This is a genomic window from Daejeonella sp., from assembly GCF_030695525.1.
Lineage (GTDB): Bacteria > Bacteroidota > Bacteroidia > Sphingobacteriales > Sphingobacteriaceae > Daejeonella.
The window spans coordinates 60028-80312 of sequence record NZ_JAUYSS010000061.1 but is presented as its reverse complement, the minus strand read 5'-3'; the positions used below and the strand labels follow the sequence as shown (position 1 = coordinate 80312).

20 protein-coding genes and 2 tRNA genes are annotated in these 20285 nt (G+C 40.3%); 14 read left to right on the top strand and 8 right to left on the bottom strand.

The genetic code is table 11. The features are described 5' to 3' along the window. Positions 1-218 precede the first annotated feature (218 nt). From Q8S11_RS14500 to Q8S11_RS14485, 4 genes are all read left to right on the top strand, one after another. Complete coding sequence (locus Q8S11_RS14500) at positions 219-1055, top strand: endonuclease/exonuclease/phosphatase family protein (RefSeq protein WP_305662838.1); 837 nt, start codon at positions 219-221, stop codon at positions 1053-1055. A gap of 135 nt (positions 1056-1190) precedes the next feature. Then, a complete protein-coding gene (locus Q8S11_RS14495; RefSeq protein ID WP_305662837.1) occupies positions 1191-1775 on the top strand; it encodes a hypothetical protein in 585 nt (194 codons plus the stop codon). Positions 1776-1940: 165 nt separating this feature from the next. Further along, entirely contained in the window at positions 1941-2237 is a 297-nt protein-coding gene (locus Q8S11_RS14490) for a Dabb family protein (protein WP_305662836.1), read from the top strand. 90 nt (positions 2238-2327) lie between these two features. Next, positions 2328-3242, top strand: a complete 915-nt coding sequence (locus Q8S11_RS14485) for a hypothetical protein (RefSeq protein ID WP_305662835.1) — start codon at positions 2328-2330, stop codon at positions 3240-3242. 3 nt (positions 3243-3245) lie between these two features. Here the strand turns inward: Q8S11_RS14485 and Q8S11_RS14480 are convergent, their stop codons facing one another. The 4 genes from Q8S11_RS14480 to Q8S11_RS14465 form a co-directional block, all read right to left on the bottom strand. Beyond that, complete coding sequence (locus Q8S11_RS14480) at positions 3246-4736, bottom strand: DUF4157 domain-containing protein (protein ID WP_305662834.1); 1491 nt, start codon at positions 4734-4736, stop codon at positions 3246-3248. A 144-nt stretch (positions 4737-4880) separates the two neighbouring features. Beyond that, a complete protein-coding gene (locus Q8S11_RS14475) occupies positions 4881-6257 on the bottom strand; it encodes an amidohydrolase family protein (RefSeq protein ID WP_305662833.1) in 1377 nt (458 codons plus the stop codon). A gap of 57 nt (positions 6258-6314) precedes the next feature. After that, positions 6315-7280, bottom strand: coding sequence for a sugar phosphate isomerase/epimerase (locus Q8S11_RS14470; RefSeq protein ID WP_305662832.1), 966 nt, complete (start codon positions 7278-7280; stop codon positions 6315-6317). Positions 7281-7515: 235 nt separating this feature from the next. Next, complete coding sequence (locus Q8S11_RS14465) at positions 7516-8478, bottom strand: 2-hydroxyacid dehydrogenase (RefSeq protein WP_305662831.1); 963 nt, start codon at positions 8476-8478, stop codon at positions 7516-7518. Between the two features lie 285 nt (positions 8479-8763). Here Q8S11_RS14465 and Q8S11_RS14460 point away from each other — a divergent pair, with 285 nt between their 5' ends. From Q8S11_RS14460 to Q8S11_RS14430, 7 genes are all read left to right on the top strand, one after another. Continuing rightward, a complete protein-coding gene (locus tag Q8S11_RS14460) occupies positions 8764-8994 on the top strand; it encodes a DNA-deoxyinosine glycosylase (RefSeq protein ID WP_305662830.1) in 231 nt (76 codons plus the stop codon). 187 nt (positions 8995-9181) lie between these two features. Then, positions 9182-9913, top strand: a complete 732-nt coding sequence (locus tag Q8S11_RS14455; RefSeq protein WP_305662829.1) for a LytTR family DNA-binding domain-containing protein — start codon at positions 9182-9184, stop codon at positions 9911-9913. Positions 9914-9920: 7 nt separating this feature from the next. Continuing rightward, positions 9921-10388 (top strand): pyridoxamine 5'-phosphate oxidase family protein, encoded by a 468-nt coding sequence (locus Q8S11_RS14450; RefSeq protein WP_305662828.1) that lies wholly within the window; start codon positions 9921-9923, stop codon positions 10386-10388. Between the two features lie 3 nt (positions 10389-10391). Next, on the top strand, positions 10392-10805 hold the full coding sequence (locus Q8S11_RS14445) for a pyridoxamine 5'-phosphate oxidase family protein (protein WP_305662827.1): 414 nt from the start codon (positions 10392-10394) through the stop codon (positions 10803-10805). Then, entirely contained in the window at positions 10786-12111 is a 1326-nt protein-coding gene (locus tag Q8S11_RS14440; RefSeq protein WP_305662826.1) for a HAMP domain-containing sensor histidine kinase, read from the top strand. The genes Q8S11_RS14445 and Q8S11_RS14440 overlap by 20 nt, the downstream gene beginning before the upstream one ends. Before the next feature lie 113 nt (positions 12112-12224). Then, positions 12225-13148: an NmrA/HSCARG family protein gene (locus Q8S11_RS14435; RefSeq protein ID WP_305662825.1), complete on the top strand. Its 924-nt coding sequence runs from the start codon at positions 12225-12227 to the stop codon at positions 13146-13148. Positions 13149-13157: 9 nt separating this feature from the next. Next, positions 13158-13832, top strand: coding sequence for a hemerythrin domain-containing protein (locus Q8S11_RS14430; protein WP_305662824.1), 675 nt, complete (start codon positions 13158-13160; stop codon positions 13830-13832). Positions 13833-14089: 257 nt separating this feature from the next. Here Q8S11_RS14430 and Q8S11_RS14425 read toward each other — a convergent pair whose 3' ends face one another. The 3 genes from Q8S11_RS14425 to Q8S11_RS14415 all read right to left on the bottom strand — a co-directional run bounded on the left by Q8S11_RS14425 (position 14090) and on the right by Q8S11_RS14415 (position 15676). After that, the gene (locus tag Q8S11_RS14425; protein WP_305662823.1) at positions 14090-15208 is read right to left on the bottom strand and encodes a Fic family protein; all 1119 of its coding nucleotides are present in this window, start codon (positions 15206-15208) and stop codon (positions 14090-14092) included. A 219-nt stretch (positions 15209-15427) separates the two neighbouring features. Then, positions 15428-15499: transfer RNA gene (locus tag Q8S11_RS14420), tRNA-Glu, on the bottom strand. Positions 15500-15599: 100 nt separating this feature from the next. After that, positions 15600-15676: transfer RNA gene (locus Q8S11_RS14415), tRNA-Met, on the bottom strand. 224 nt (positions 15677-15900) lie between these two features. Here Q8S11_RS14415 and era point away from each other — a divergent pair. From era to Q8S11_RS14400, 3 genes are all read left to right on the top strand, one after another. Continuing rightward, entirely contained in the window at positions 15901-16779 is an 879-nt protein-coding gene (era, locus tag Q8S11_RS14410) for a GTPase Era (protein WP_305662822.1), read from the top strand. Between the two features lie 218 nt (positions 16780-16997). Further along, a complete protein-coding gene (der, locus tag Q8S11_RS14405) occupies positions 16998-18299 on the top strand; it encodes a ribosome biogenesis GTPase Der (protein ID WP_305662821.1) in 1302 nt (433 codons plus the stop codon). A 27-nt stretch (positions 18300-18326) separates the two neighbouring features. After that, positions 18327-18518: a hypothetical protein gene (locus Q8S11_RS14400; RefSeq protein WP_305662820.1), complete on the top strand. Its 192-nt coding sequence runs from the start codon at positions 18327-18329 to the stop codon at positions 18516-18518. Here the strand turns inward: Q8S11_RS14400 and Q8S11_RS14395 are convergent. Further along, positions 18512-20149 carry a S41 family peptidase gene (locus Q8S11_RS14395; protein WP_305662819.1) on the bottom strand — a complete coding sequence of 546 codons (1638 nt, stop codon included), beginning with the start codon at positions 20147-20149 and terminating at the stop codon, positions 18512-18514. The two genes, Q8S11_RS14400 and Q8S11_RS14395, sit on opposite strands and share 7 nt — an antisense overlap. Positions 20150-20285: the final 136 nt, after the last annotated feature.

Genomic DNA, 20285 nt, shown 5'->3' with positions numbered 1-20285 from the left:
GAAATTCAGACTTACGAATTTACTTAGGCGCCATGCAAGACAAATTCGTCAGTCGCCTGTCCTGGTCTGCGACCCGATTGCTATGATACTGCTAATTTGCTCATTATCTCATTTGCTAATTTCCCTATTCCCTGTTTATCTTTATCCATACCTCATACTAATACCCTAATTTGGGGCAAAACCCGGGTTGGAAATAATTCAAGATGAAATTAAACCAGATGAAAAATAAACTATTACTAACCTCAATTCTGTTGCTCTCCGTTTCTGTCAGTTTAAATGCGCAATCTTTCAATGTAGCAACATATAATATCAGGTATGATAACCCAAACGACAGCGGCAATCTTTGGGTAAATCGTGCGCCTGTTGTTTCCAGCCTGATCCGCTTTCACGACTTCGATATCTTTGGAGTACAGGAAGCACTGAAAAATCAGCTTGATGATATCAGCAAGGCATTGCCATATTTCTCACGCTATGGACTTGGAAGGAACGATGGTAAAGATGGTGGTGAACATTCAACAATCTTTTATAAAAAAGAGAAATTCACTCTACTGAAAAGCGGAGACTTCTGGCTCTCTCAAACTCCTGACAAACCGGGACTAGGATGGGATGCTACCTGCTGTAACCGCATCTGCTCATGGGTTTACCTTGAAAATAAGGAGAGTGGAAAAAAATTCTACTTTTTCAATGTTCATTTTGACCATCAGGGAGTTATTGCCAGAAAGGAAAGTGCAAAGCTTATCATAAACAAGATAAATGAAATCGCTGGAGCTGAACCAGTAATATTTATGGGTGACCTTAACGGAGGTCGTGATAGTGAATGGTATCAAACCATTGCTAATTCCGGTATCCTCAAAGACTCATACCGGGATGTAGAATTTCCATATGAACTTAACTCTTCAGGTAATGGTTTCAAAACCCCAATCAATAAATCTGTCATCGATCATATCTTCACCTCAAAGCATTTTACTGCAAGCAGATGGGGAATTCTGACTGACACGTATTTCGGCAAGTTTCCTTCGGATCATTTTCCGGTGATGTCAACACTTAGTTTCTGATCAATAACCTTTATACTCTGAAGCCGGTGCATTATGTACCTGCTTTTTTTTATTTCAGCTTACTCTTACTGAAAATTAATTTGGTTTAAGTTAAAAATTTGTAATTTTATATTAAACGCTCTCAAAACCCCAATTATGAAAAAGATTTTAATTATTGCAGCAGCAGTAATGCTATTCGGATCCTGCAAAAAGGAAATGATTTCTGAGACAAGTACTCAGGATGATCTTAAAAAATATGCCGAGATGACTTCAAGTGCATTATTACTAAAGGCTAATGATGGTTCAGGCATCCAAATGTCTGCAAACAAATCAAACAATGGCAAACGTGTCACAAGACCATTGAAAAGTACGGGTTCAGGTACCATTTCTTATATTCCCAATGGTTGTGGAGATGGCACGCTTCAATTCAGATCGGATGGAACGGGAAATTCAACCGCACTCGGATTTCAACAACAGGTAACCACATTTTGTATTAATCCAGCTACCGGACAGGTAATCGGATCAATTGGTGGTGTAGGTACCGCAGCGAACGGAGATAAGCTTTATTATACTCTTGCAGGGGCAGGAGAGGATCCGGCAACAGGATTCATGTTTCAGGAATATGTATTTACTGGTGGAACAGGCAGATTTACAGATGCAACCGGAAATATGACCTTATTGTATACAGTGAATACTCCTACTAATTATGAATATACAGGAGAAGGTTCTATTACCTTTTAATGTTCCCCGAATCCTGCTTAACCGCTTGATTCCGGCAACTCAAAAACATTATATTATACATTCAAAGCCGGTTTTATACCGGCTTTGTCATTTTCACAATTGAAATTTTCCGGATATGTGATATCAGCTATTGGCATTTTATATATTTGAAAAAAAATAAAAAAAATGATCGCACACCACGTTTTATTCTGGCTTAAAGCAGATACCACTGAAGAACAGAAAACTGCATTTCGCAAAAGTCTTGATACACTCCAATACATTGAAGCAGTCAAAATGTACCATATAGGAACACCGGCACCGATTGAACGTGCTGTTGTAGACACCAGCTATACTTTTAGTTTATTTCTTTTGTTTGACGATATGGCCGGTCATGACGAATATCAGGTTCATCCCCTGCACAAGGCATTTTTAGAGGAGTTTAGAGTCTGCTTTGATAAGGTGATTATTTATGATGCTCATTAATAAATCCACATGATTGGAATCCAGGTTCGAATTTTTTCAAATGTATCCTGCAAAAACTGACTAAATTTATGGATACAAAAAACCCAAGCTGTGAGAATATTCTGCCTCTTCCTTTTGCTCTTAGTTGCCGGAGCAAGTACATCTGCTCAAAGCAAAAAATTTGAATTCATCGCCTTCGGTGATATGCCTTATCATCTGCCTGATGATTATGCCCGTTTCGAAAATCTGATCAAAGAGGTTAATAGAGAAAAACCAGCCTTTAGTGTGCATGTTGGTGATTTTAAAACAGGTTCGACTGTTTGCTCTGACGAATATTTTAATAAGATCTTTAATTATTTTGAAAGCTTCTCCCGGCCATTGATCTATACTCCCGGGGATAATGAATGGACAGATTGCAACCGGGAAGCTGCTGGTAAGTATGATCCCCTGGAAAGACTGGCCTTGTTGAGAAAGATGTTTTTCAAAGATGGCAAAAGCCTGGGACAGAAAAAGATTCCCCTAAGTTCTCAAAGCAGTAATCCGGAATTTAGGAGATATGTTGAAAATGTGGCCTGGGATCATGGTGGGATCCAGTTTGCAACTATTCATTTAGTGGGCACAAATAATAATTTCAAGGGGACAGATAACACTGAATTCATCGAAAGAGAAAAAGCCAATTTAGCCTGGCTCGATGAAATCTTTACCCGGGCTTCTGATAAGGCTGGTCTGGTGATGTTCACGCAAGCAGATATGTTCTACAACAGAACCATATCCCCGGCATTTCAAAAAATTATTGATAAATTATCTGTACTGAGCATACAATATGGCAAACCCATACTCTGGGTCAATGGGGATTCGCATCGCTTTATCGTCGACAAGCCCTTGCTGATACCCGGTAAGCGATCCACAATACTTAATTTCACACGCGCTCAGGTATTTGGGGATGCGGATGTGGCCTCTGTCCATATAACTGTGGATGCACGTTCAAAGGAATTGTTTACGGTGAGGCAGATGCTGTTAGATTGAAGTTTATTTTGGGTTTTTTCTGATATAACCGTTTAAAACACTAACCAAACTGTTTATTTCGCCTTTTAACTCGTCGGACTGAGCTTTTCCATTTAAATAATTATTAAACAGGCTGGCTGAAGTACCTTTGATTAATTCACCAACGGAAGGTGTTTTGTCAAAATTCGCTAACTGAGTGCCGTATTTCTTTACGATATTAAGTCCGTCTTTCTTCAATGCTGTATTTTTGGGGTTAGACCAGTCCTCTTTCTTTGCATCATACAAGATCTCAAGAATAGAACCCAGGAGCCCCAATTCCGTGTTCTCAGGAGAAAGATTTCCAACACCACCTTCTTCAAATTCATTCCCAGTAGAAAAACCAGGATTGCCCTGTACAGTGACATTATTCACTTTATAGGTAGTTAACAGACTCGACTGTATATCAGACAGGAGCGATGGTTTTGCTGTTACAAATGTTTCCCCAAATAATCCTCTCTCAGTTTTCCGGCTCAGAGAGCTCATACAAGCCTCAATTTTTACTTCTCCGATCACTTTTTCTTTAGCTTCTAAGCCGGTTTTAATATTATTTATTATTTTGGCTACTTCACCGCCTGAAAGCACAACTCCATCTCCCCCCTCTTGTAATACCGCAGGTTCATTCCCAATAGGAGCGCGGCCATGTGCAACTATATAAACCTTTTCCCGATTTGCCATTGCAGTAAAAACATCTTCTGAAATTGCTCCGGGAATATCCTGTACTTCAATTGCAGCTCCCCGTTCAATATTCTGAGCATCCGCAATTTTTTTTGCATCTGCGGGTATGGGTGAGCCATTTCCATATTTCAGAGCCAAACGTTGCACTACGCTCGTATTTACATGGGTTGACTCAATATTTGATCCCTTTGAGGAGGCTTTAAACTGCAAGGCTTTATTACCCATTACATCTGCTTCATGCTCCAGGGATATATCATCATTGATATTCAGCTCCCCTCTCATCTGCATAGTTGCTTTCACTCTTCCCTGCCTTTGCTGCACTACATGCCAGGCTTCATGCGGCAAGTGCCTTTCCTGTCCTGTTGCTAAGTGAATATCAGTGCCCTGAGCATAAGCATGAGCCTGTAATTGTGCCGGTTTCGGAGAATTATAATGAACCTTTACTGCATCCATAGAATAACCTGAAAGATTTTCTATGCCTGATTTCAAATCATCAGGTAATCCAGTGTTATTTTCCTTCTTGCGATCAGGTTTAGTTTTTGCCTGAACAGTTTGACCAGCTGATTTATTAGCAATAGTCTGCAGATCGTTCAAACGACTGAGCGCGGGGCTTGCATTTGCCATTTCCTGATAAGCTCTCAACTGGGCTACCCTTGGACTGGCATTCACATCAACACGAGATACTTCTGTCTGAACCTGGGTTTCCTGCAGTGCTGAGGAATCAGCTTGCCTCTTCTGAGTCACCTGATTAGCAACAGCAGAACCTGTATTTTTACTTCTTTCTGCGGTGTGAATATTCATAATATCTATAAGCAGCCAGGATATGTAGACTACTCAAATCCTGCAGTATTAACTTTATTAAGTCAGAAATGCAATCAAAAATCTATATTCAGTATTTCTGGTTTTACGACAATCTCTTTGAAAGGTTTATATTATCCTAAATAGCTATTCATTGACAAAAGGCCCTGTACTAACCATCTGTCCAGCCTTGTACACAGCAAAAATTTTCCGTGAATTCTGAATGTTCTCAAGCGGATTAGCATTTAGAATAAGCAAATCAGCAACCTTTCCCTTTTCTATGCTTCCATAATCCTGATCAATCCGCAAAACCCGGGCAGCATTTAAAGTAGCAATTCTAATCACATCCTGCGGACTCAAACCGGCTTCAACCAGCAACTCCAGTTCCTGGTGTTCGGCAAAACCCTGAGCACGGATGGGAAATGCACCTGAGTCGGTGCCCAGCGCGACCAAAACACCCGCATCATGAAGTTTTTTAACATTCTGAAGGGCTACCCTGAATGCTCCAGCGCTACGGACTGCAGCAGCAGAAGCCTTTTGCTCATTCTGATAGGTAGAGGAGGAAATCATTTCATAAACCCCAGGCTCAAGTGCAGCCTTAAAAAAGGGATCCTCTAGCCAGTTTGGTTTTGACATGTATACGTGTGCAAATTTGTCGAGAGCAAGTGTTGGGATGTATGGAATTGTTCTGGCTTTCATCTGAGCGATCAATCCCTCGTCCACCAAACTATCCCGAATACTATGTCCGAATACATCGATACCGGAGCTGATCAGATTGCGGGCATCCGATAAATAATACACATGTGCAGCAACTCTGCGCTGATAGCGATGGGCCTCCTGAATGATCTTTTGGTAAATGGCAGGCTTCATTTTAGTCAGAGGTGAGCCATCAACCCAGATCTTCACCATGGATGGATTAATCTCATTCAGCTCTTTCATCATTCCCGGAACTTCATCCGCAGACACCGGCCGGTATAAATTCCCCATAAAAGATTCCTTGCTGACAGAAGGGTCGGGAATATTAAAACCAAAGCCACCTGAAAATAAACGGGCACCGGGTAAAAGTCCATTTATTAAGGAATCCCGGAAACCGTTTTCATATAATACAGGCCTGTCAGTACCCAGAGTCTGAACTGTAATAACACCATAATCCAGATACTTTTTCAATTGTGCAAGAACGTTCTCCCTTGTAAAAAATGTACCGCTTTGAGCATTTCCTTTTATTACCCCCACATGAACATGGGCACTGATCATTGCAGGCATCACCGTCTTGCCTTGAAGATCAATCACCCGGGCTCCTGCACTTTTCAAATTTCTTCCAATGGCTGAGATGCGCTGTCCTTGAATTAGAATATCCGTACCTGCCTGAATTGTGCCACCCCTGCCGTCAATCAGATTAAGGTTTTTTAACAGGATTCTTGTTTGCGCAGGTGGCTGGGCAAATACATTGGATGAAATAATCAGCAGAATAAATAGACCAAACTTCTTAAACAACTTAGCCTGAAATTTGAAAAGCTTTTTCATATTAAAAAGGTAAATGCAGTTGAGCAACACGTTCAATTAAGTATAAGAATTTGAATATCAGGCCTCCAGCCAGAGTTGCTGCAATTTCATGAAATCTCTTTTCATGTGGGCAAAAACAATCTGCTTATCTATTGAAATACTGTTGGCTCCACGTTCAGCACCACCCATTGGATATTCATAATGGAGGGATACCGGAACTTGTATATTGAAATCCTTCAACATCTTAAAATAGGCTTTAAAATCAACCATTCCTTCTCCCAAAGGCACATTCTCAACAACCCAGCTACCATCTTTCTTCAGCCAGATACAGTCTTTAACAGCCAGGATTTTAATATGAGGGCGAATTAAATTTAGTCCGGTTTTCCATGACATGCCACCTTCAACCACAGCATGACGGATATCATACTGGACACCCATATTTCGCTGATCCGAATTTTTAAGTATTTCCCATAACTCCCATATCGAAGCTCCGGCCAGATTGCCTGAATGGTTTTGATAGCATCCGGTGATTCCAAGCCTTCTGTTTAAATGACTTATCTCTGTCAGTGTTTTTTTGAATTGTATCATGGCCTCAGGAATACTTTTCCCCTCGGGATACCTGAGCCAGTTCATGCGATAGTATTTAATACCTAGCCCCGAAGCAGTCTTCAGCAATTTTAGGTCGGTAGGATCATTTGCATCCTGAACGGCTGTAGTAATCATCGTTGCAGCCAGACCTGCCTTTTTGATTGCTTGTATCGCCTCAGGCAGATCTGTTTCGACCCGTTCAGGTAAAACATGTCCATTGGGACGAACGGTAAGATCAACTCCATTAAAACCTATTTCGGCTGCCGCATCAGCCATATCCTTGTAATTAAGAAATTGCAGGTGCTTGGAAAAAACAGAGATATTTAAAGGTTCAGCAGCTTTAACAGGCTTTACCATGTCTGCATAAAGATCGTCCGACATAAATGGAAGCAGAGTACCGGCAATGACCGAATTCTTAATAAAATTTCTCCTCGACTTCTTATTTTCGGTATCCATGTTCATTCAAAATTAATTGTTTCGTGTAATTCAGGAATAAAAAGAAATCTTAATTTACGCTTTCCCTTTGAATTTAATTAAAAATTCCAAAAGAAAAGATATCGCCAAAAACTGCTGTTCGACATCTTGTTTTGCTGCTTAGCTGTTCGACATGTTCCGCAGGGCATGTCGAATAATCAGATGATGCGGGTTTCAAACCCGCTTTAAATTTTCAATACTCCCCCAATTAAGATCTTTAACCAAATTCGCTTTCCCAGGCATCAATATTTCCCATTGTTATTTGAGCGATTTCCTGTAAAGCCTCTCGTGTTAAAAAACCCTGGTGAGGTGTTATGATCACGTTTTTATGATCGATCAGCTTTTTGATTAAACTATCTTTAGAAGTGCTATTGCTATGATCTTCGAAAAAAAGCCCTTTTTCAAATTCATAAACGTCAAGGCCAAGGTATCCGATCTTTCCATCTTCAAGTTTAGCAAGTACATCTTCAGATTTGATCAAAGCGCCACGTGATGTATTGATAAGCATCACCCCATCTTTCATTTGTGACATCGATTCCTGATTGATCAGGTGTCGTGTACTCTCATTTAATGGCGCGTGTAAGGATATGATATCAGATTGTTGTAAAAGAACATCCAGACTTACCATTTCTATAGTATCCATCTCAATTTCCTGATCAATATCAAAGGAAATCACCCGACAGCCCAATCCCTTAAAAATTGCTGCTGTCGCTTTTCCGATACTTCCCAAACCAATAAGGCCTACAGTTTTACCAAAGAAATTGAAACCGACGTGTTTTTCAATCGTGAAATTATAATCCTGCACCAGTCGGGAAGTATCAATTAGTTTTCTGCTTAAAGCCAATGCCAGCATTACCGCCTGTTCTGCAATGGCTTGTGGTGAATAGGAAGGAACATTTGCAACCTTAATACCTCTTTTCTCTGCTGCTTTCAGATCGATATGATCAGTACCTGAAGAACGGGTGAGGATATATTTAACACCCAAATCGGCCAGGGCATTGATAACAGGCTCTGAAGCATCATCTGATGTAAATATAATTACAGCATCTGCACCTTTAGCGAGAACGGCAGATTCAATTCTTAAGGGTTTTGCCTCCAAAATAATCTCATGCTTCATGCTGTTCGCATTTTCGAGATATTCTATTTCAAAGGACTTTACACTGTAGGCGATTACATGCATTATTGAATGGGGATTATTGAAATGTATAGAAGTTTATAATGTAGCAAATAGATTGCCATTGTTTCAAATATAAAATAACGGAGTATAAGAAGCTTAGAAAGGGCTGATTAAATTTTAAAAAAGCTTCACCCTGGGAAATTGAAGATAAGATTGTCACAAAAACACGTTAATCCTCTGTGCACGATGAGTGCGGATAATTATAGTAAATTAGTCCGAACTGCATAAACCCAATCAGTCATTTAGGTGAATCTGAATCTTCAGCAAGCCTTTACAAAACCGATTAATATGAAAACAGCCTTTGAACCAATCACAGACGTCAGCAGTCGAATCCTTATTTTAGGGACCATGCCTGGCGAGCGATCTTTACGGCTTCAGAAGTATTACGGGCACGCAGGAAATCATTTTTGGAAAATCACGTTCAGTATTCTTGAACGTCCTTTCAGCAGCGACTATACGGAACGAAAGAAATTGCTTGCAGAACATAAGATTGCATTATGGGATGTGCTTCAAAATTAAGCGTTATGTTTTAAAAAGCCCGGATCCAAGCTATCATATTCTACCTTCTCCAAGCCGGGTGAATACCTGGAAAACATATGATCAGAAGGCGAGTGAATGGCGAAGTATTCTTGAGCATATAAAATAATGCCAGCCGAATTAAATTATCTCTAATTGAGATATTTAATTAATTTTATCTTCCGAAACCATGTCGAATATCCGGATAATTGCTGTCGAAGATGATCCTCTGCATGAGGAAAAACTTAGAATGAATATCGAAAAACTAGGCTATACTCTGGTTTCTGTGGTATGCACACCGGAGGAAGTATTACCTGCTGTAACTGCTATAGCACCTGATATTATTCTGATGGATATTGATTTGAGTCATCAGGTATCTGGCATTGACCTGGTTGAATCTATTAATGACCGCTTTGACATTCCGGTTGTGTTTCTTACCTCCTTTATAGATAACAGAACATTTCAGCAAGCAAAAAAAACCTCTCCTGCTGCTTATGTTACCAAACCTTATAAATTGATTGAGCTGCAAAGTGCAATAGAACTTGCCTTGACGAATAAGCAAAAAGCGAGCATGGATATTTTAGGCGCGACAGAAAAAGGGGCAAGTCATTTTTTCATAAAGGAAGGTACCCGATTAACTAAAATAGCAATTAGCGATGTGCTGTTGGTTGAAGCTTATGATAAATATTGCAGGATTTATACCTCCGGAAAGACCTATACTTTGAGAGTCAAAATGAAGGACATTTTGCTCCAACTTCCGTCATCCGAATTTTGCAGGACTCATCGCTCATTTATAGTATCTTTAAATGCTATTGTAAATGTTGATGTGAGTACCGGAAAGATCAGCATCGCTGATAAAAAGATTCCGGTAAGTAAATCATTTAAAAATAATTTCCTTATCCGATTACGTGCTTTAGGCTAAAAAGCAAATGCTGATTACCGAACATATCAGAGATTTTGTCTGTAAAGAAACGCTGGTCTTTTGGGCGGGTAACATAGGATATGATGGCTATTGTGATATGTTCAGATCGGCCGGCCTTTTAATACATGAAGACAGACAACACATTACAATCTATCTCACGGATAAATATGCTGCCCACCTTCTTCGCAATCTGGAAAATGGGAAACACCTCAGTTTTTTGGTGGCTTCCATTTTGAGTTTTGAATCATACCAGTTTAAAGGTCTTTATCTTTCCAGCTGTCAGGCGTCTCAAGAAGATGAAAAGCAAATTTCTGTTTATACCGAAAAGATATTGCCTACTCTAAATGATCTGGGCCTAAACCATCTTTTCATCTATCCATTTATAAATGGAAGTAAAACTGCTATTACCATAAGCCTGCTTGAAATATTTGAACAAACCCCAAAACCGGGTACAGGAAACGCAATAAGTATCTAATTTATGGTCGGCCTCATCACACCTGAAATCATCAACGCCTTTAATGGGATTATTCCACCTACCATTGCTACTGCTTCGGCCGACGGAATACCTAATATCACCTATATCAGCAGACTCCAATATGTGGATGAGAGCCATATTGCACTTTCCTGGCAATTTTTCAACAAGACATGGAAAAATATTGCAGAAAATCCAAAATTCGCAGTCTGCGTTACTTGTCCAGCTACAGGTAAGCTGTGGCAGATAAAACTAAGCTATGTTGAACACCAAACGTCGGGCGATATATTTGATGAAATGAGCATGGTGATCGACCTTATTGCTTCACTACAAGGTTCTTTATCGGTATTTAAACTGGCTGCTGCTGTAATATGTGAAGTGGAAGCAGTAAATCTAGTCTATGATGGAAGCCAGGATTGAGCAGCTAAGCAAGGAACTTGAAAAAGAACGAAGAAAGAATGTAATTATTCGGCAGATTTCTCTCGAACTAGGCCGAATAGGTAGTATCGAATCAAAAGTATCTTTTCTTCTTGAATTACTGGAAACGGACTTCGGACTGAACCATAGTATGCTTTTGATGCCCGACAATACAGGAACTTTTCTTACTGTTTTGGCCAGCCGTGGATTTGAAGCGATGGGCAAAGGGGCGAAAGTTAATTTCGGTGACGGTGTAATTGGAATTGTTGCTAAAAACAAAAAGAAGCTGCGCATACCAAGGCTATCTTTTCTTCGTACATACGCCAAAGCCTCACAACCTTCAGAAATTCCCGACGGGAAAGTGGAATTACCTGGTTTGAGGGATGCAGAAAGCCAGGTGGCTATCCCCTTATTGGCCAATAACGAGCTTGTTGCCGTTTTATCTGTCGAAAGTGCCGACCTGAATTTCTTTAGTCAGGAAGATGAAGATTTCCTGATTTTACTTTCTCAACAAATGGCACTTTTGATTCAAAATACTATTATTTACAGCAGTCTTGAAGATAAAATAGTTCATCGGACGGCTAAAATTGATAGCCAGAAACAAGAGCTGGAAAAGTTAAATGCCACTAAAGACAAGCTTTTCTCAATTATAGGGCACGATTTACGCAGTCCGGTTGCCTCTCTTCAGGACATTTCCGAATTGATCAGCTATTATCGTGATAAACAGGATTATGAAAAATTAATCGATCTGAGTTTTAAAATAAGCAATACAGCCCGATCACTGGGCCATTTGCTCGATAATTTGCTAAGTTGGTCTCTTAATCAAAAAGGTGAACTTCTTTGTACCCAGGAACTTTTACACCTCCGAAATATAACAGAAGAAGCATTTTTAGTACTTAAAGACCATGCAGAATCTAAAGCCATAACTATATACATCGAGGTACCGGAAGGAATTACCATTTTTGCCGATAAGGAGATGTCTGTGTTGGTCGTGCGAAATGTATTAAGCAATGCCATAAAGTATAGTTATCCAAATGGACCAATATTTATCACCGCTGAATCTTGTGTTGATAAAGTTATCCTAACCATCCACGACAGTGGCACAGGAATCAATGAAGGCAAGCTAAGCGATCTTTTCTCTCTCAATGGAAAAAAAAGCACTTTAGGTACTGCAAGAGAAAAGGGCACCGGTCTCGGACTATTTTTAGTGAAAGAATTTTTGGAAATTAACCAGGGTTCTTTAAAAATAACAAGTGAGACTGGGCGCGGAACACGCGTCGATCTTTACTTTCTTCCGTCAATGGCCTGAAATTCTGGCGCCAACTTTAGCTACACTCACGCCATATCAATCGATGTTCATGCCTTTTTTCGAGCTCTAAATACTTAACACCATAAGTTTGGATTCATCAATAAGAAATAATTATGAAACAAACTATTTTAGTAATCGGGGCTACGGGTGCACAAGGTGGAAGCGTAGCACGTCATTTAATTCAACAGGGGAAATTTAATGTTAGAATACTCACGAGGAATGCAAAGTCAGATAAGGCACTGCAATTTAAATACCTTGGAGCGGAAATAGCAGAGGGTGACCTCAACAATATGGCTTCTGTTAGTAATGCCATAACTGGCTGCTATGGAGTCTTTGGTGTAACCAATTTCTGGGAGCATTTTGATGGCGAATTCCAGCATGGAAAAAATCTTATCGATGCTGTACACAAAGCAGGTATTGAGCATTTTGTTTTCAGTACACTACCGAGTGCAATTGGTATAAGCGGAGGAAAACTTTCTGTTCCACATTTAGACATTAAAGCTGAATTAGAAGCCTATAGCAAAAGCCTGAACATACCTGCAACCTATATTCATGTGGCTTTTTATTACGAAAATTTTCTTTCATTCTTTCCGCCGAAAAGACTTGAAGACAACACCTGGCATTTCGGTTTCCCTCAGGGGGATACACCCCTGGCGGCTGTATCGATAGAAGACTGCGGCGGTATCATCAGTGAAATATTCAACAATCCTCAGCAATTTATTGGCAAAAGAGTCGGCATTGTAGGAGATGATGTTACATGTTACGAGTATGCCGCGACAATGTCTGAAGTTTTAGGAAAAAAGATTATTTACGACTATATCCCTCAGCAATTGTACGCATCCTTTGGTTTTCCGGGTGCAGAAGAACTAGCCAATATGTTTGAGTTTAACCGAACTTACATTAATGGTCGAAACGCTGATCTCGAGGAGAGCAGAAATTTATACCCGCAAATAAATAGTTTCAAACAATGGATTACCGCAAATAGGAACAAGTTTGAAGCACTTCTAACTATTGAAAAAGAGACATTAATCAACTAATTAAGAATCATGAACATCGAAAGAGTAAACGTATATGCCTTTCCGCATAAAGGCTTAAGAAATGCACTATCACAAGTAGCGCTGCTAGCAGGAAACAGCGATTATTCGGACCCAGAAGATCTGGAAGTATTGAAAGCTTCGGCAAGTGATTTATTTAACTTGCTTAACTTACATGCACATTCGGAAGACGATTTCGTTTTACCTGCACTTGAGGCTAAAGTTAAGGGTAGCACTGCAGAGAATACAGAAGAACATGAGCTTCTGGAAAAAATAGTTGCCGAACTTGAAGTACAAATAAATAGCATTTCAATAGTTTCCGGATCTGAAAAAGGTATAGCATTTTATGAGGCGCTTACGGATTTTCAATCCAAATACCTTGCACATATGGCCCTTGAGGAAGGTGAAATACTTAGTTTGATTTGGGAATATTTTACAGATCAGGATTTAATTCAGATGCATCATAAAATTATGGAAACCTTTAGCCCAGATCAGGTGTTGCGCTGGTTTAAGTATATTTTACCAGCCCTAAATCCAATGGAAAGATTAAAAATTATGGAGGGCTTTAAAGCCGCCGTGCCGACAGAATTCTTCGAATCGGTAATGGACATGCTAAGCTCATCTATGAGTAGAAGAGATATATTAAGACTGGAGAGAATGTTGAATGTAACCGCAGACTTGACTTAAATTTTTCTATACAGAATTGACCTCTAGAAAAGCCTGCAATCTTTGATTTGCAGGCTTTAAAGCGTTTTGCTATTGTTAATTAGCCCTGCTTAGCGTTCAATTTACGCAGGAAGACCTCGCCACAGTATGCTGAAAATCAATACTTTATAAACGAGTTTTGGCCTGCTCAGCAAATGTTCACATAAAGCAGTTTTGGGGCTCCAGATGGGTATAATAAAGGTACGGTCGCCAAGTTAAACAGGCAGCTTTCGTTGTAGTTAGAGCCTGTCTAAGTAAATTTCATAAGCCGTACTTCTGCCACTCATACCCTTTATAGCAACGAAAATACCTTGTTCAACCAAATCTTGTAAGTCTCTGGTCGCCGTCGCTTTCGAAATCTGGGTAATTGAACCGTATTTTCTTGCATTCATTCCACCTTCAAAACCTTCCGGCCATTCTTCAAGCATTCTTCTGATTACTTTGAGCTGCCGCTCAGACAGCTGATCCCTGAACCGGTCAAAAAATTTCGCCTTTTTCAACGTGAAATCGATCTGTTGTTCGGCGTCCGTCTGTGCGGCAATAACCACATCCACGAACCAGGCGATCCATGCCGTGATCTCGTTAGAACGCTGGGCAGTCTTCAGCGCTTCATAATATGCAGCTTTGTCCGCCTCTATTGTTTTGGAAAGAGCGAGCAAAGCGGGCCGGCCTATTCCCTGCGATATTGCCTTTTCGGCAATAGCCCTGCCGATCCTGCCATTACCATCTTCGAAAGGGTGGATCGTTTCAAAATACAGGTGAGCGATAGCCGACCTTACAGGTGCCTGGATAATCTGTGCTTTTCCACCGGGAGCCGTTTCATTAAACCAAATGATAAATTGTTCCATTTCTTCCGGTACACGATCAGAAGGCGGCGCTTCGAAATGAACTTTTTCCTTTCCATAAGTTCCTGAAACAACCTGCATAGGCTCAGTGGAACTTCTCCATTGGCCCGCGTTGATCTCGTTATCAGTACCTAATAGCATATAGTGCCATGAGAATAATGTTTCCTGATTCAGAGAGGCCGCAAATGTATTTCGGACATCGACCATTAATTGTCCAATCCCTTTTGCTTTTTTATCCGGTACAGGGTCTGGTTTTTCATTTAAGCCGAGGTTATTCCTGATTGAAGACATTACATCGTTCCGGCTCAAATATTCACCTTCGATCTCCGAGGTCTTGATGGCTTCAGCGACCATAGTATCAATAATAGCGGATAACTGAGTATCTTCCGGAAGTGCCTTTAAAACACCACTTACGACCCCAATCTTCTCAGAAAAAAGATACAGTTTCTCTTCTACCTTTGCAAGGTCATAGATGAAGTCAGGCCAGTTTTCTTGTTGCCAGTTGTAAGTCATGAGCCGATTACCGATTTTATTCGGCTCAAATATATGAAAATTATGAGCCGAATGTATAATTTATTCGGCTCATAGGATAGAATATCAAAATGTAAAGCCCAATTTAGACATCTTTAAACAATATATTGTGCGCTTGAACTTTAGTGTCCGAATAGTGTCCGAAATCAAACAAAAAACCCTGTAAGTAGCTGACTTACAGGGTTTATTTTTGATTAAATGTAGCCCGTAGGGGAATCGAACCCCTGTTTCCAGAATGAAAATCTGGCGTCCTCACCCCTAGACGAACGGGCCTCTTAAGCTAAAAGCTTAGAAGGTAAAAGGTAAAAGCTTCCCGGAAGATGCTTCTTACGTGCTTCGGCTTTCAGCTTTACGCTTTCAGCTTAATCCTACCTGGGTAGCGGGAGCCAGACTCGAACTGACGACCTTCGGGTTATGAGCCCGACGAGCTACCAACTGCTCCATCCCGCACTGTATCATATTTTTAACGGGTTATGAGCCCGACGAGTTACTCCCCAACTAGTTGGGGACTCCATCCCGCACTGTATCATAATCTAACGGTTATGAACCGGCGGGCGAGGCCCGCACTTTGACAATTTTAAGCTTAAAGAACGTCTCTGTGTTGCTTTTAAATTGGACTGCAAAGATATATTTCGTTTCTTTGCAGTCCAAATATATTTTAAAATAAATTTTACATGTCTCATAAAGCCGGATTTGTTAGTCTGATAGGAAAACCAAACGTTGGGAAATCAACCCTGATGAATGCTCTGGTAGGAGAAAAACTGTCAATAGTCACTCCGAAGGCACAAACTACGCGGCACCGGATTCTTGGCCTCGTAAATGAGCCTGAGTATCAAATCGTGTTTTCGGACACCCCCGGTGTTATCAAACCGGTGTACGGCATGCAGGAATCTATGATGAGTTTTGTAAATGGCTCGCTTGTAGACGCAGATATTGTCTTATTTGTCACTGATATCAATGAAAAATATGATGAAGCTGATGTAATTGAAAAGTTAGCTAAGACCAGTTCACCTATTGCCGTGGTTATCAACAAGATCGATAAATCAAGCGAGGAATTAGTAAAGGAAAAGATTGTTTACTGGCAGGAAAAATTGAACCCGAAAGCGATTTTTGCAGTTTCGGCACTTCATGATCATAATGTTCCCGCGGTTATGCAGTTCATTCTTGATAATCTGCCTGAGCATCCGGCCTTTTATGATAAAGATACACTGACTGATAAGAACGAACGCTTTTTTGTTTCGGAGATTATCCGCGAAAAAGTATTCAAATTATACGATAAAGAGATTCCATACAGCACCGAAGTAATCATCACCGCTTTCAAAGATGAACCGAAGATTATCCGCATCAGTTCTGAGATTATTGTGGAACGTGATTCGCAAAAGAACATCATCATAGGTAAAGCAGGTGAAATGCTGAAAAAGGTTGGAACCTATGCCCGTAAGGATATGGAAGAATTCCTTCAGAAAAAAGTGTTCCTGGAAATGTTCGTGAAGGTTATACCCGACTGGAGAAACAGGAAGAATTATTTGAAATCGTTTGGATACGAGGACTAGTATTGAGTAGAGAGTATTGAGTATTGAGATGATTTACGAATAGTTAAAATTGTCGGAATAGAATATTGAAGATATTCTTGATACGAGGATTAAATATAGCCAGGAATCAAGAATTGCAGGCTCTTAAAATAATAAATATAACATATCAGGTTAAAGTGCGAGTGGAGTAAGTCTTAATTGTCTTGCATCTTAGCTCTTGGATCTTGGATCAAAAGCAAATGAGTAATATAGTAGCAATCGTAGGCCGCCCCAATGTAGGGAAATCTACATTATATAACAGATTAACCGAAACGCGTAAAGCAATTGTGGATGACTTTAGCGGAGTAACCCGCGACAGGCATTACGGAATCGCTGAGTGGACCGATAAGCATTTTACAGTAATTGATACCGGCGGCTATGTGGCGCACTCTGACGACGTGTTTGAGGCCGCCATTCGTGAACAGGTGGTAATCGCTATTGAGGAAGCTACAGTCATACTTTTTATGGTTGATGTGGTTACAGGCGTGACCGATCTTGATGATGATATTGCCAAACTTCTTCGCCGCAGTAAAAAACCGGTCTTCGTCGTGGTGAATAAGGTAGATAATAACCAGCGCATAACGGATGCCAGCGTATTCTACAGCCTTGGTTTAGGTGAAATATACCCGCTTTCTTCCATGTCGGGCTCAGGTACCGGTGAACTGCTTGATGAAGTGATCAAGCACTTTGAAGAAGAAGCTGAAGATGAAAATCATCTTCCAAAATATGCCATCGTTGGTCGCCCCAATGTAGGTAAATCATCCCTGATCAATGCCCTGATTGGCAAGGAAAGAAATATTGTTACGCCAATCGCAGGTACTACCCGCGATTCGATACATATTCATTACAAACAGTTCGGACACGAGTTCATGCTGATTGATACCGCTGGTTTGCGTAAGAAAACGAAAGTTAAAGAGAACATTGAGTTCTACTCGGTGATGCGAACGATCAAGGCGCTGGAGGAAGCTGATGTGATCATTCTGATGATTGATGCTGTTGAAGGCATTGAATCGCAGGATATCAATATCTTCCACCTGGCCGAAAAAAATAAAAAGGGTGTTGTGATCCTCGTTAACAAGTGGGACCTTATTGAGAAAAACACGAAAACCACTGGGGTATTTGAAGAACAGATTTATGATAAAATTGCTCCATTTACAGATGTGCCCATCGTATTTACATCTGTAATAGAAAAGCAAAGGATTTATAAATCCCTGGAGGCCGCTTCAAAGGTTTATGAAAATAAACTTAAAAAGATCCCTACCTCAAAATTGAATGATGTGATGTTACCGATCATTGAAAACTTCCCGCCACCCGCTGTAAAAGGGAAATATGTCAAGATCAAATATGTAACACAGATCAATGCGACTTCGCCAATGTTTGCTTTCTTTTGTAACTTGCCACAATATATTAAAGAACCTTACAAACGTTTTATCGAAAATAAACTTCGCGAGCATTTTGATTTCACCGGAGTTCCAATTCAGATTTTCTTTAGACAAAAATAATTATTATAAAAATTAAAAATTTTAATCATGAAGAGATTATTTTTTACAATTATTGCAGCCAGTTTATTTGCAGTTTCATGTAACAGCGGTGCTGATCAGGCAGAAAAAGCAAGACAGGATTCACTTGCCGAAGTAGCTGCAGCAGATTCTATGCTGAACGCTGCGATGGAAGCCGACTCACTAATTCAGGACACCATTACAGTCGATTCGATTCAATAGCCTGCTGCAATAGAAGGATCTTTCAAAACCTCCAGCGAACGGCTTATAGCCGGATCACCTGAATTTAATACTTTGTAGAATCCTTCATCCCCAAAATGGTATCGGGCTAATAAGGCTCTGAGTTGGGTTTCGATTTCCTTTCTGGACGAATCGATCTGGTTTTTCCCTGCCTTAATATCTCGTTTGGCGGCCATCTGGCTTAGTTTTACAATATCCTGATCACTCAGTCTGAATTTTTTTATCAGCTCCTCTGTTGAATGGTAAGTTTGATTTTGTTTGAGCAAATGGTTATACAGCACATCATTCAATATCCCTTTCCCGGACAGCTCATAATAGAGATTTGTATATCCTGTGGTATCTACCGGAATGTAAATGTCGGGCATAATGCCGCCACCGCCGTATAAAACTTTACCCGATTTGGTGGTATAGATTTTGCTATTATTATTTAGTGAATCGTTGAAGGCTTTCCCATCGGAACTTAGTTCTCCATTCAGGTAACGATCTTTTATCTCGCTGTAATAAGCAACATTACCCTTCTTGTACGACTTCTGAATTGATCTGCCTGATGCCGTATAATATCGTGCAATGGTCAGATTTAAGGCAGAACCATCTCCAAAATCAAATTGTTCCTGAACAAGACCTTTCCCGAAAGAACGCCTTCCAATGATTGTTCCGCGCTCAAGATCCTGTACAGCTCCTGCAATGATCTCACTTGCCGAAGCAGTATTCTCATCAATAAGCACCACCAGTTTACCATCCTGAAAATCACCTTTTGAACTGGCAAAATAATCAGTTCGGGGTTCGTGTAAGCCCTGGGTATATACTATTAATTGCTGATCGCCCAGAAATTCATCAGCAAGCGCTGTGGCCGAATTAAGGTATCCTCCACCATTATCCCTCAGATCCAGAACCAGATTCTTCATTCCCTGTTTCTTCAATTTCAACAGACTGATTTTGAAATCCTCATCAGTTCTTGCTCCGAATCTGCCAATCTTGATATAACCGCTCTGTCCGCTAAGCATATATGCCGCATCAATACTGCTGATAATAATTCTGTCGCGCAATATAGTATAGCTCTTCCTGGCTGTATCACGTTTAACCAGTAATTCAACTGCTGAGCCCCTCTTGCCTCTGATCTGAGCTACAATATGCCTTGAGCTAACTTGTATCCCGGCTATGGTTTTCCTGTTGATCGCCAGAATCTTATCCCCATGCTTTATTCCTGCCTTAAAAGCCGGACCGTCCTGTTTCACAGAAGTAATTAGCAAAGTATCATTCAATATATAATATTCGATCCCTATACCATTGAAATTGCCTTCCAGGTCATCACTGAGGCGTTTGGCATCTTGCGGAGCAAGGTAGGCAGAATGAGGGTCGAGATTCTTTAATATCTCTTGTATGGCCATGTTTTCAACTGTATCCAGCTTCACAGAATCAACATAATTCTCATTTATAATACGGATTACCTTATCAACTTTGGACGAACGGCCCGACAGACCGAAAGATAAGAAAGAACCATTTTTTGAGTTCTGATTTTCACGAACAAGTTTAGGTCCAAGCCATAATCCAGCAATCAACACGGCCGAATACCCGGCGGCAAATAAAACATTTTTTCTGGTTCTGGCTTTCATCGTTTTCAGACGTCAAATCTATTGAATTTCAAGTGGCTTAAGTGCAGAAATTAAAGATCAAAAATATTATCAATAATCATTCTAAATAATTTGATTTTTTTAAATATCATTTGTAATATTGCAGCAATTTAAAATT